Source organism: Tessaracoccus massiliensis (genome assembly GCF_000826065.2).
In the GTDB taxonomy this organism is placed as follows: domain Bacteria; phylum Actinomycetota; class Actinomycetes; order Propionibacteriales; family Propionibacteriaceae; genus Arachnia; species Arachnia massiliensis_A.
Window position 1 is genome coordinate 920,878 of the sequence record NZ_LN623543.1, and the last position, 13,375, is coordinate 934,252.

The 13,375-nt window shown below is 67.8% G+C and carries 5 protein-coding genes; 2 read left to right on the forward strand and 3 right to left on the reverse strand.

The features are described 5' to 3' along the window. Positions 1–43 precede the first annotated feature (43 nt). Complete coding sequence (gene gltX, locus BN1186_RS14940) at positions 44–1,501, reverse strand: glutamate--tRNA ligase (RefSeq protein WP_040284714.1); 1,458 nt, start codon at positions 1,499–1,501, stop codon at positions 44–46. 92 nt (positions 1,502–1,593) lie between these two features. Between gltX and BN1186_RS14945 the strand changes: the two genes are divergently transcribed. Together BN1186_RS14945 and BN1186_RS14950 are read left to right on the forward strand one after the other, a co-directional pair. Then, positions 1,594–2,187 carry a DUF4112 domain-containing protein gene (locus BN1186_RS14945; RefSeq protein ID WP_052460227.1) on the forward strand — a complete coding sequence of 198 codons (594 nt, stop codon included), beginning with the start codon at positions 1,594–1,596 and terminating at the stop codon, positions 2,185–2,187. A gap of 23 nt (positions 2,188–2,210) precedes the next feature. Next, positions 2,211–3,893: a glutamine--tRNA ligase/YqeY domain fusion protein gene (locus tag BN1186_RS14950; protein WP_040284715.1), complete on the forward strand. Its 1,683-nt coding sequence runs from the start codon at positions 2,211–2,213 to the stop codon at positions 3,891–3,893. Positions 3,894–4,032: 139 nt separating this feature from the next. On the opposite strand, the gene BN1186_RS14955 is transcribed toward BN1186_RS14950, so the two are convergent. Further along, entirely contained in the window at positions 4,033–8,136 is a 4,104-nt protein-coding gene (locus tag BN1186_RS14955) for a family 20 glycosylhydrolase (RefSeq protein WP_052460228.1), read from the reverse strand. Between the two features lie 192 nt (positions 8,137–8,328). Continuing rightward, positions 8,329–13,197 carry a discoidin domain-containing protein gene (locus tag BN1186_RS14960; protein WP_082031465.1) on the reverse strand — a complete coding sequence of 1,623 codons (4,869 nt, stop codon included), beginning with the start codon at positions 13,195–13,197 and terminating at the stop codon, positions 8,329–8,331. Positions 13,198–13,375 lie beyond the last annotated feature (178 nt).

Genomic DNA, 13,375 nt, shown 5'->3' on the forward strand with positions numbered 1-13,375 from the left:
CGGGGCCCGGCTGCATGGCAGCCGGGCCCCCTTTCGCGTCGGCTCAGCCGAGGCGGGAGCGCAGGTCGCGCAGGCGCGTCAGCGAGGACTCGCGGCCCAGGATCTCCATCGACTCGAACAGCGGGGGTGAGACCCGGCGGCCCGAGATCGCCACGCGGATGGGCGCGAACGCGAACTTCGGCTTGATGCCCATGCCCTCCACGATCCGTTCCTTCAGCCCGGCCTGGATCGCGTCGGTGGCGAAATCGACGGACTCTGCCACCTCGATCGCCGCGTCGAGCACCTCGGCGGCGTTGTCCGCCAGCGCGGCGACAGAGTCATCGTCGAGGGTGAGGTCCGCGTCGGAGACGAAGAGGTAGTCCAGCTGCGGCAGGGCGTCCTTCAGCAGCTTGAGGCGTTCCTGGATGATCGGCACCGCCCTGTGGAGCACCTCAACCTGCGCCTCGGAGGGCGTCCAGTGCGCCTCCTCGAACGCGATGATCCGGTCCGCTAGTTCCTCCGGGCTGAGCGAACGGATGTAGTGGCCGTTGAGCCAGTCCAGCTTCTGCAGGTCGAAGATGGGGCCCACGGTGTTGACCTTGGCCCAGTCGAACTCCTCGACGAACTGCTCGAAGCTCTTGACCTCCTGCTCGTCATCGCCGGCGTAGCCGAGCAACTGGAGGAAGTTGCGCACCGCCTCGGGGAGGTAGCCCTCCTCCTTGAACCACATCAGCCGCGCCGCGGGGTTCTTGCGCTTGGAGATCTTGGACTTGTCGGTGTTGCGCAGCAGTGGCATGTGGGCGAACTTCGGCAGATCCCAGCCCAGCCACTGGTAGAGCAGAATGTGCTTCGGCGTCGAGGAGATCCACTCCTCCCCGCGCACGACGGTGTTGATGCCCATCAGGTGGTCGTCGACAACCACGGCCATGTGGTACGTGGGGAAACCGTCGGCCTTGAGGATCACCTGATCGTCCGGCCGGGGCGCCTTGACCTCGCCGCGCACGATGTCGTCGAAGGTCAGCGGGACATCGTCGGGGATGAGCATCCGCACGACGGGCGTCTCGGAGAAGCCCGCCATCTCGGCGCGCTGCTCCCGGGTCATGCCGTGGCACAGCCGGTCGTAACCGGTCACCGAGGCCTTGGAGCGCTCCTGCTCCTTGCGCAGTTCGGCCAGCCGCTCCGAGGAGCACCAGCAGTAGTAGGCGTGCCCGGCCTCGATGAGCTGCTCGACGTAGGGACGGTAGGTGGTCAGCCGCTCCGACTGGCGGTACGGACCGTGCTCGCCGCCCACGTGCGGGCCCTCGTCGGGCTGCAGGCCGAGCCAGGCGAGGGACTCGTAGATCTGCTCCTCCGAGCCGACAACCAGCCGGGCCTGGTCCGTGTCCTCGATGCGCAGCACGAACTGGCCGCCTGTCTTGCGGGCCCAGGCCAGGTCGAACAGCGCCATGAAGGCGGTGCCGACGTGGGGGTCTCCAGTGGGCGACGGGGCGACACGGGTGCGGGCGGCAATCAGATCAGTCATAGTGCCCTCAGCATACGGCGACCCCGTGGAGGCCGGCCACCGCGCCAGAGCGCTGCTAGGCAGGATTCCCGCCGTGCGGCATTCTTGGAGGCATGACGATGGAACCGACCCCGGCCCGCGCGATCGAGCGCGCGCGCAAGGTGGCCGAGGAGGCGTTCGCTGGCAGCACCACCGATCCGAACCTCAAGGAGGCCCGCGACAAGGTCAAGGCGGACCTGGTTGAGACGCCGAAGCCAGCCAAGCTGACGCGCTCCCTGTCGTACGTGCTCGATGACCTGGTGAAGGTGCCCGGCACCCAGATCCGGGTAGGTGTCGACCCCGTCCTCTCGCTCGTCCCATGGGCAGGCACCGCGGTGGGTGCGGTGTTCGGCGGCGCCATCGTGGTTGACGCGGTGCGCATGCGTGCCCCCCTCTCGGTCATCGCCCGGATGGGCGCCAACTCGCTGCTCGACTGGCTGCTGGGCATGATCCCCTTCGCAGGTGCCTTCTTCGACGCGGCGTTCCGCGCCAACAAGAAGAATCTCAAGCTCCTCAACCGCGCCATCGAGAACCGGGAACTCGTGCGCCAGGCCTCCATCAGGTACTGGGTGGGCGTGGCGGCCATGCTGGCGCTGCTGCTGACGGTCATCATCGCCATCCCCGTCCTGCTGTTCATGGGGCTGGCAGACCTTGTCGCCACCAGGTGACGGGAGCGTGCTAACTTACCCGCATGACCGAGCCCTCAGCCATGCCCTCGAACTTCATCTACGACGCCGTGCGCGCGGACGTCGAGCAGGGCAAGCGCGACGGACGCGTGCAGACGCGGTTCCCACCTGAGCCCAACGGCTACCTCCACATCGGGCACGCCAAGGCCATCGTCGTGGACTTCGGCGTGGCCGCGGATTTCGGCGGCATCTGCGTGCTGCGGCTCGACGACACCAACCCGGAGACCGAGGAGACCAGCTTCGTCGAGTCCATCGTCGCCGACATCGAATGGCTCGGCTACCAGCCGGCGGATGTGCGCTACGCCTCGGACTACTTCCAGCAGCTCTACGACTGGGCCGAGCGCCTCATCGAGAAGGGCGTGGCCTACGTCGACGATCAGGACGGCGCCGCCATCTCCGCTGGCCGGGGTGGCTTCGGCAAGCCCGGCGTCAACTCCCCCTACCGAGACCGCAGCGTGGAGGAGAACCTCGAGCTGTTCCGCCGCATGCGCGCCGGCGAGTTCGCCGAGGGCAGCCGCGTGCTGCGCGCCAAGATCGACATGGCGCACGAGAACATGCAGATGCGCGACCCGGTGATGTACCGCATCCGCAAGGTCGCGCACCACCGCACTGGGGACCAGTGGCCGATCTACCCGAACTACGACTGGGCACACGGCCAGTCTGATGCCATCGAGGGCGTGACCCACTCGCTGTGCACGTTGGAGTTCGAGTCCCACCGCCCGCTCTACGACTGGTTCCTGCAGCAGCTCGAGGTGGAGGACGCCCCCCGCCAGTACGAGTTCGCCCGCCTGGAGTTGACCCACACCGTCACGTCGAAGCGCCGCCTCGCGAAGCTGGTCATGGACGGCGTGGTGGACGGCTGGGACGACGCCCGCATGCCCACGCTGCGCGGCCTGCGTCGCCGTGGCTACCCGGCCGCGGCCATCCGGAACTTCTGCCGCGAGGTGGGCACCACCCGCACCAACTCGCGCCAGTCCATCGAGGCGCTGGAGAGCTACGTGCGCCGCGAACTCAACACGACGTCGCAGCGCCGCATGGCGGTGTTGCACCCGCTGAAGCTGCGTCTGACCAACTGGCCCGTCGACGAGAGAGGTGAGCCCGTCGTCGAATACTTCGAGGTCGCCAACAACCCGGAGCGCCCCGAGGACGGAACCCGCCAGGTGCCGTTCACCGGCGAGTTGTGGATCGAGCAGGACGACTTCCGCGAGGTGCCCCCGCCGAAGTACTTCCGCCTCTCCCCCGGCCGCGAGGTGCGGCTCCGTGGGGCGTTCTTCGTGACGGCCACGGATGTGGTCAAGAACGACGACGGCGAGGTCATCGAGGTGCTGGCCACCTACGATCCGGAGTCCAGGGGCGGCAACGCTGCCGACGGTCGCCGCGTGAAGTCGACCATGCACTGGGTCTCCGCCCCGCACGCCGTCCCGCTGAAGGCCGCGCTGTACGAGCGGCTGTTCACCGCCGAAGCACCGGGCGAGGCGACGGGTGAGGCGCTCGACGACCTCAACCCCGATTCCCGCAAGGTCGTCGACGGCTGGGCTGAGCCGGCGCTGGTCGACGCCACACCCGGCGAGGTCGTCCAGTTCGAGCGGCTCGGCTACTTCGCCACGGACCTGGACCAGGTCATGCTGTTCCACCGCACCGTCGGCCTCCGCGACGAGTGGGCGGCCATCCAGAAGCGCAACGGCTGACCCCGGTCCCTGAGCCAGCCGCCCGCGGCTGGTCGAAGGGCCCCACCACAAGAAGCGTCCCCAGCACCTCATTCAGGTGCTGGGGACGCTTCAGGGTTTCGACACGGTCACGGTCCTCGGACGCGACCGGCTCAACCAGCTATCGCAGCTCGGGGCCTCCGAACATCACGATGTTGTTGAACACCCACTCGTTGTTCTGCGAGAACACGTATCCACCCTCGGGCTTCGCCGTGGCCTTGTAGACCGTCACGAAGGTGTAGGAACGGCAGCCGTTGCGACCCGTGCGCTCCGTGTCACACTCGGTCATCCACTTGCGCTGGTCCGTGGTAGCGGTCCACTCGCCGGTGTTGGCCAGGGGGTTGGCACCCCAGGCTTCACGGGTCATGTACGGCAGGTAGGTGAGGTTGTTGAACGTCCACCCGTTCTTGCGGACGAACTGGCCGTCCTCGATCACCACGATGGTCGCCCAGATGTCGGTGCGGCAACGCTCGGTCTGCGAGTACGGCTCACACTTGGTCATCCAGTCGCGACCGTTGAGGCCCTTGTGGAGGCCCGGCAGCGTGTACGGCGCGGTACGCACGTACTTCTTCACCGGGGGCGTCGTGGGTGTCTGCGTCGGGTCATCCGTCGGGTCATCCGTGGGATCGACCGTCGGATCATCCGTGGGGTCCACCGTCGGTGCGACCGCGACGGTGATGGTGAACGTGGCCTCAGCCTCGTTATCGGCCTCGTCGGTCACGGTCACCGTCACCGGGTACGTGCCGGCCTCGGTGGGCGTGCCGGAGATCCGGCCGGTGGCCTCGTCGATCGACATGCCGGCGGGCAGCCCCTCGGCGGCGTAGGTGAGGTCCGAGGAGACCTCATCGGTCGCCTGCACGTCCACCGTGAGCTCGGTGCCGACCTGACCGGTCTGGTCCTCGATGTCCGCGATCACCGGTGCGGTGGTGTCCGGGCCGCAGGTAGCCGGCGGGGTCCAGACCGCGGGCACCACGGGCTCCGGCGTGGGCTCTGCCTCACGAGGCTCCAGGCCGCGGAACTCCAGCTCGCCGATGGTGGCGAACTCGTCTGTGGTGGCGTGGTTGTCCGTGATCGAGATCCGCACGTAGCGTGCGGTCGCGTCCACCTCGACGTTCGTTGCGGTACGGCCGCCAGGCAGCGTCTTGGCCACAGGCTCAGTCCAGGTGGTGTTGTCCTGGCTGAACGCGATGGTGAAGTTCGACACCTGGCCGTTGTCGTTGTTCTGACGCGGCACCCACGTGAGCCAGTCCAGCTCGTACACCTTGCCGAGATCGACATTGACGGTGTGCGGGAACGTGTCAGCCGGGGCGGACCACTTCGAGTGCCAGTACGTGTCGCGGTTTCCATCGACGATCGCCGAGGCGAGGCCGTTGGGGGCCGGCTCGTTGGGCGCCTCGGAATCCGCCGTGGCGGTGGCACCCGTCAGCACGCGCCCGGTGAGGGGCGGCACCTGGGAGTTGACGGTGATGACCTTCTCCACGAAGCGGCCGTTGCTGTCCTCGAAGCGGACGACGTGGTCGCCGGCCGCCAGCTGGTAGCGGAAGTAGACGCTGGAGAAGGCGTTGCCCTCATCGTCGCTGCGCACCGTGCCGTGCACGTCGCCGTCGACGCTGACCTCGACCCAGTCGCTGGGCGTCAGGCCCTCGATGTCGACGAACACACGTGCGTCGTCCCGGGTGGTATCCGCCTCGGGAGTGGCCGACGGGGCGACGCACTCGTCGAAGACAGGCTCTGCCGGGGCGGTGTAACCGGCGGTCGCCTCGACGCTGCCGGTGACCGTGCGGCCATCCGAGAAGGTCACGGTCACGTCGTAGGTGCCTGCCTCTGCGTAGGTGTGCTCCGCGCCGACGGTGTAGAGCGAACCCGCGTAGACGTTGTTGCGCTCCTGCTCGGTTTCGAACGTGGCGGGCACCGCGGCGGTGCCGTCACCGAAGTCGATCGTGGCCGTCAGCGCACCGTTCAGCGCCGAGTTGCTGGGCCCGTCCAGGTCGTCGACGGAGTCGACGGCGATGGAGGTGCCGTCAGCCGACGCCTTGGTACCGGGGGCGGCGATGGTGGCGCCGTCGATGCGGAAGGCGCCGCCCGGAGCAGCCTGGGCCTTGAGACCGGCGACGTGGGTCTCCCACTCCACCTTCGGGGTGTCGAAGAAGTTGATGTCGGCCGCCAGCATGCGCGCGCCCTGATCCGCCATCCGGTCGAGGAAGTCGGGCAGGTTGCGCTGAGCCTGCGGGGTCCAGCCGATCTCGGCCAGCGAAATGCCGCGGGGGAAGACAAGGAACTGCATGTTGTCCATGCCGCGGATCGCCTCAGACCAGGTGGGGCCCTCGACGCCGATGATGGCGCTCTCGGGCACACCGGCGTCGACGGTGGCGGGGTTCCAGTTGTAGTACTTGTCGATGTCACCCAGGCCCAGCCAGGTCAGGCCGATGGGGGTCTTCTGGGTGTACTTCATGTCGAGGTACGCGGTCTGGCCGCGGCTCATGACCACCTTGGCGCCACGCGCGACGGAATCTGCCACGGCCTGACGCTCCTCGGCGTTGTTGATGTACCAGTACTGGATGATGTCGCCGGCCTCCAGGGCGCCGCCCTTGGCGAACTCGTTCCAGCCCATGGGGTGCTTATCCTCGGCCCGGACGATCTCGGTCATGTTCTCGACGTGGTGGAGCTGGTCCGCCGCGGTGGTGGAGTGCACCTCGTCACCGCCGATGTGGATGATGTCCGCATCCGTCATGTCCATGAGCTGACCGTAGATGTGGCGCAGGCTCATCCAGGTCTGGCCGGCGCGCACCGCCAGCGAGGAGGTGCCGACGCGGCGGTCGTTGTGCTCGGGCGCGGTGCCGTAGACGGTGGTGGCAGGGCGGGAGTTGTCGACGTTGAGCTCGGGGATGGCGTGCAGCAGGGCGTTGGTGTGGCCGGGGACGTCGATCTCGGGGACGATGTCGACGAAGCGCGCCTTGCCGTAGGCGACAAGCTCCTTGTAGTCCTCCTGCGTGTAGTAGCCCACGCGGCCGAGCTCGTCAAAGTGGTTGTCAGGGTCGTTCTGCATGGCGGACTTGCCGCCGATCTTGGTCAACTGCGTGTAGTCGACCGGATCCGCGGGATCCTTGCCCTCGTTGGTGATCTCGATGCGCCAGCCCTGATCATCGGTGAGGTGGATGCGCAGCACGCTCATCTTGACGCTGGCCATCGAGTCGACCAGGTCCTTCATCTCCTCGAGCGTGTAGAACGAGCGGGCCGGGTCTGCCATCACGGAGCGGTACGCGTAGCGCGGCACGTCGTTGATGGTCACTGCGGGGGCCGTCCACTCGCCCAGCACCTCAGTGGTGGAGTTGATCATGGGCGGGAACAGCTGCAACAGAGTGCGGGTGCCGTTCCAGATGCCGTTGGCGGCACGCGCGGTGATGGTGGCCGAACCGGCCTCCGTCACCAGGGTGTAGCCCTCGTCGCCGTTGAGTTCGGCGACCGGCTCGTAGGCGGCGTCGACACGCAGCGTGATGGAATCCTCCGCGGCGGTGGCGACCACGGGGATGGCGTAGCCGGTGGAGGCGCGCAGCGTCCCGGCCAGCAGTTCGGCCACCGGCACGGCGTCGCCGGTGGCGACGATGCTGGAGGTGGGCTTCAGCTCGAAGGGTTCGCCGTCATCCTGGGTGACCTCCACCGGCAGCGGAACCAGGCTGATGCCTTCGCCGGGCTCCGGCACGGGGCCGTTCCAGACCTCGAACTCGAAGAGGGACACGCCCCACTTCCGGCCGCCCACAGGGGTGCGGTCCAGCGCCTGCATGCGCACGTACTGGTACGCGGTGGTGGCGGTGTCGTTCAGGGTGAACTTCTGCGTATCGGTGGTGCCGCACGTGGGGCGCAGTTCAGCCGTCGCGTCGGTCCAGTTGGTGCCGTCGTTGGAGACCTCCAGCTTGTAGCGGGCGGCGCAGGCGTCCTCCCACTGGATGGTTACGTGGTCGACGACGGTGGGCTCGGCCAGGCGGACCTGGATCCAGGCCTGGTCGTTGTGGTCAGACGACCACCGGGTGGCGGGGTCGCCGTCGACGGCCAGGTCAGGGCCGAACCGGTCCGGGACTTCCTGGCCGGAGGCGGTCACTTCGGCGCCGATGGCGACGTTGACGCCGTCCTGGGCGCGGGCCTGTGGGGCGCCGGCGGTGACCAGGAAGGTGGCCAGAAGTCCCACCGTGGTCAGGATCGCCGTGACGCGGGATCGAACTCTGAGCATCCTTGCTCCTCTTGGTGTGCTGACAGCCGCGACGATACGACTTTGAGGTCAGGCTACTTACCGGCTCTGACAGTCGCCACAGTTTCGCTGACTTGCGCACTCACCATGACGCCCCCAGTGCCTCATTGAGGTGCTGGGGGCGCTTCAGGGGTTTCGACGCGGTCGCGGTCCGGACGCGACCGGCTCAACAAGCTATCGCTGCTCGGGGCCTCCGAACATCACGATGTTGTTGAACACCCACTGGTTGCTCTGCGAGAAGGTGTAGCCGCCCTCCGGCTTCGCGGTGGCGGCGTAGACCGTCGTCATGGTGTACGAGCGGCAAGCGCCACGGCCGGTCTGCGCGGTGTGGCATTCGGTGCGCCACTGACGGCCGCCCGAGGTGAACCCCGCCATGTTGTGCTCGGCCAGCGGGTTGCCCTGCCAGGCGGCCTCCGTCATGTACGGCAGGTAGGTGAGGTTGTTGAACGCCCAGCCGTTCTTCAGGACGAACTGACCATCCTCGATCACCACGATGGTCGCCCAGATCTCGGTGCGGCACCGCTGGGTGCGGGAGTACGGCTCACAGGTGGTCATCCACTGGCGATCGTTGAGCGTGTGCTTGCCGGCCAGGGTGTAGGGGGCGGTGCGCACGTACTTCTTCGCAGGCGGCACCGTGGTGGCCGGATCCGTCGGCCGCCCCGTGGCCCTGGGCTCGACGGTCAGCGTGAACGTGGCCTCAGCCACGTTGCCGGCCGCGTCGGTGACCGCAACGGTCACCAGGAAGGTGCCCTCGCCGCTGGCGGTGCCCGTGATGCGACCGTTCGCGTCAATGGACAGCCACGCGGGCGCGCCGGAGAGGTCGTAGGACAGCGGCAGCGACGCGTCCGTTGCCCGGACCTGGACGGAGACCCGCCCGCCGGCCGTGACCGAGACGTCGGCGATCTCCCTGATCACCGGCGCGGCCTCGTCTGGCGGCGTCGAGGTGGGCTCGTCGGTCGGGTCGGCCGTCGGGCCAACCGTCGGTTCGGGCGTGGGCGACTGCGCCGGCAGCGGCACGTCGACGAGCGGCTCGGGCTGCTCGACGGCCGGGCCCGCTGCCCCCAGCTCCGCGGCGTGCGCCCAGGGCTGGCTGGCACCGTCCGCACCCGGCACGGCAGAGGTGGAGACGAGCTTGAGGTAGCGCGTGGTGACCGGCTCGTCGAGCGTGATGGTCTTCGCCTCGGTGCTGGCGGCGTCGAACGTGCCGGAGCTGATCAGCGTGTACTCGGCATCGGCGGGCTCGGCGAAGGAGGTCTGCTCCAGATCTTCAGCCGTGCGCACCCCGAAGGACCCGGTGCCCGCGTACAGCTCGTAGCCCACGATCTGGCCATTGCAGATGGGGGCGGCGATAGAGCCGCTGCAGTCCGAGGAGGGACGCGGCAGGTAGGTGAACGAGGCCACCTCCTGTTCGCTGCCCAGGTCGAGCACGATGTGGTGGGGGTGCGCGGGGTTGGCCTGCTCCCACTGCGTGTGCCAGAACGTGGCCGGGTCGCCGTCGATGGCGGCGGTGACGTACCCGTCGGCTGGCTTACCCTCGGCGGGCTCGGCGGAATCCCACGCCACGACCCCTTCAACCGTCAGCACGGACGGGTCCGTGAGCCTGATGATGGTTGAGGTGGTCCTGCTCGTGCCATCAGGGGCGGTCACGGTGGCGCGGATGACGCCGGACAGTCCGACGACGGGCGCGCGGACGGTGACGGAAGCTTCGGCTTCCCCTTCCTCCAGGTACTGCTGGGAGGGGCTGACGGACCAGCCGGCGGGCACCAGCACGCTCAGGATGCTGCCCGCGGGCACATCGGTGGCGGTGAAGGCGAGCGTGGCGTCGGAGCCGTAGTCCATGCTGGCCGGCGACTGTGTGACGGTGATCCCGGAGCCGTCCTGCGGTTCGGGCTGCGGCCAGGCGGCACGATCCGCGTGCGACAGCGTGGTCCAGCGGTAGATCCGCTGGCTCTTCCCGTCTGCGGCGGTGACCCAGGCCTCGAGGACGGTGCTGCCACCGGTCACGGGCACGGTGAAGGTGCCGTCGGCGGCGGGCTCGAGCGCCACGCCGTTCAGACGGGCGTCAAGGGTGGCGGCCGGGTCGGCCGTCGCGAAGTTCACGGTGTAACCGTCGACGTCATCGGCCACCGTGGTGACGAGCCCCTGCGTCGTGGCATCCCGGACCGTGCCGGGGAAGGTCACGCCCTGGAAGCTGGCCGTGGCGATCTCTGCCAGGCGGCTGGGCGGGCCTGCTGGGCGCACTGGGCTGTCAGGGCCAGCCTGACCGCCGCCGAACTGCACCAGCGGGACCGAGGCAGCGCCGACGGTGAGGTCACTGAAGTCGAAGGTGTGCTGCAGTGAATTGGCGTTCTGGTACCCGCCCGCCACCAGGACGACGCGACTGGTATCGGTGATCGAGGCGTTCGCCACCTCGCTGCCGACATTGGTGAACGTCGTGCCATCGAGCGAGTACGAGCCCTGCACTCCGGTGGCCGTACGGGTCAGGCGCAGCTGCACCGTGTCGCCAGCGGGATCAGCGACGAAGCGCCCCTCGTTGGCCGCACCCGCCAGTTCGGTGACCACGCGAAGGTCGGGGCTGCCGTTGTTGTGCTTGCGTTGGATAAGCACGTAGTTGTCATCGTCCGTGTACAGACCCATGCCCACCTCTTCGTACCACTGCTGCGTGCGGCCCTCCATCGTCACGGTGACGGCCTCGCCCACCCGGAGGGTGGGCGAACGCAACGCCACGATGTTGCTGAGGTTGTTGCCGGTAGCCCACAAAGAGGTGCCCGCCGGCAGCAGCCGCAGCGAGGCATCCTCCCGCGCGATCAAGCGACCGGAAGTGGGGCGGATCACGTCGAACGCGCCGGAGAGGTTCGGCACCTGTGTGCCGGATCCCTGCCCGACGGTGACCGTCGCGGCGAGGCTGTCGGTGATGCCCAGCGGCGAACTGCGCCACCCGGTGATCTCCGCAGTGCCACTGGTGATGGCTGTGACGACACCATTGGCATCGACCGTCGCGACCGCCGGGTTGCTCGAAACGTAACCGTTCTGACCCTGCGGAGCGGTGTTGTTGGCGTTGACGGCGAGCGCGGCGTCGTTGTTGGTCAGGTCTGCCGTCGTCATGTCCGAGGTGGTGACACGACGGTTGAATCCGTCGTCGTAGGTGTTGCCCGCCAATTCCACATCCGTGGAGCCGCGCAGGACGAACAGGGGACGGTTGTAAGTCCCCCCGGCGAGCGTGGCCTGGGTGGTCTCCCCTGGCGCGAGTTGGGCGTCACCCAGCGTGAGGCCGGTGGCCAGGGCACTGTCGTAGCGACCGATCGTGTTGTTACGAATGGTCAGCCCGTTGACGGACTTGGCGTCCACGATGGTCACGTCACCGGTGAGGAAGGTGTTGTCCTCGATCGTGATGTCCTCATGCGCCTTGCGTGACGGCACGATCGTCTGGAGGATGGGGTCGACGAAGATCACCGGATTACCGCCGCCGTCGGCGCTGCCTGGACGGATGAACACGTTGCCGCGGATGGTCACGTCACGCACGACGGAGGACTCGTACCAGTTGTTCGCGTCACCGGAGATGTAGATCGAGGCCATCTCCATCTGGTCGAACACGTTGTTCTCGATGAGTACGGGCTTGCGGGTGGTCACCAGGACGCCGCGCGTGGGGATGGCCTCGAAGTGGCTGCCGCGCACCGTCAACTGCGGAGAATAGGTGAGGTTCTCCAGCACGAAGTTGTTGGCGGTGATGCCGGCCGGGAGGTCGCGGTCGAAGGTGACCTTCATGGTGGCCAGCGGCTTGGTGGAGTCGTAGCCGGAAGGCCCGTCCACGGCGACGACGGTGCCCACCCAGCCGGGCACCTCGAGCATCGTGGAGCGTTGCACGAACATCGCCTCGTTGCCCGGGTAGAACTGCGGGAAACCCGCGGTCTCGTTGTGCATGTAGCGCAATGTGACCTCCCGGCCGTTGATGGCGTCGACCTGCACGTAGGTGCCGTGCACGTTGATCGGGTCGTCATGCGCGAAGCCGAACGTGGAGTTCTCGATCAGCACCTCGCCCTTGTCGCCCGACACCTGGATCAGGTCGGCGAAGGCTGAGGTGGAGCGCCAGGAGTCGCCGGGGGCGCGGAAGTTGACGTCGCGCACGGTCAGGCCGTCGTTCATCTGGGCCACGACGCCGAAGCCGTGCAGGTAGCCGAGGTCCAGGTTGCTGAGGGTGGTGTTGACGGATTCGAAGATCAGCATGCCCGAGGTGTCGCGGGTGGTGGTGCGGATCTGGATGGAGCGGCCGAGTTCCATGGTGCTGCCGTGGAAGCGCAGCAGGCCTGGCTCCACCTCGGTGATGGAGGTCACGCCGGTGAACAGTGAACCGGCGGCGCCGCCGGAGCGCAGCAGGCGGCCGCTGTCGTAGTCGAAGGTCTGCGTGTAGCCCATGGAGCGCAGGCTCGGGTAGCTCCAGTACGGCTGGCCGCTGTGCGGGCTGAGCTCGGAGGTGACGGCCAGATCCGTACCGTTGATGGTGTAGCGGTAGCCGTCGGGGATCTTGATGTCTCGGTAGCCCTCCCCCACCGCAGCCACGGTGAGGTCGACGACGCGGGGGGTGATCCAGTCGAGGTCGAAGTTCTGCATCGTCGCGTTGGTGGAACGCAGCGCGGCGAAGATGATCTGCTGGCCGTGCATGACCAACTGCGAGCCGTTGCCCTCCACCGTCACGTCCGCCATGTCCTCCAGAAGGATCGCGATGCGCTTGTTCCGGTAGGCCTGGTTGGTGCCCACCGTGTTGGAGATGTAGAGCTCACGCTCCGGCGCGTTGTCGCTGTACAGAGCGTAGGTGCCGTACGGGAAGCTGATGGTGACCGGGCCGGTGAGCGTCTTGGCATGCTCGATGGCGGCGGTGACGGCCTCCGTCGAATCGGTGGCGCCGGTGGGGTCCGCCCCGAAGTGCGTCACGTCGACGACGGTTGCGGCGTTGGCCGGGATCGTCGAGGCGGGAACAAGCCCCAGCATCAGAGCGAGGGCTGCCAGCACAGCGAAAGGAGCGGCGAGGATTCTGCGTGCGCGCATGGGACGGACCAATCTGTCGACGGTGACCTGGGTGCCATCACTCTACGACGTACCCTGTCTCCGCGCAGCACCCGAACACGGTTCCTGAGCGCTAACACCAGACGTCCCCATCACCAGAGTCCCGGCCCCAGACGCGCTACGAGCGCACTGGTACCTGAGCGTTCGACAGCGAGCTTGC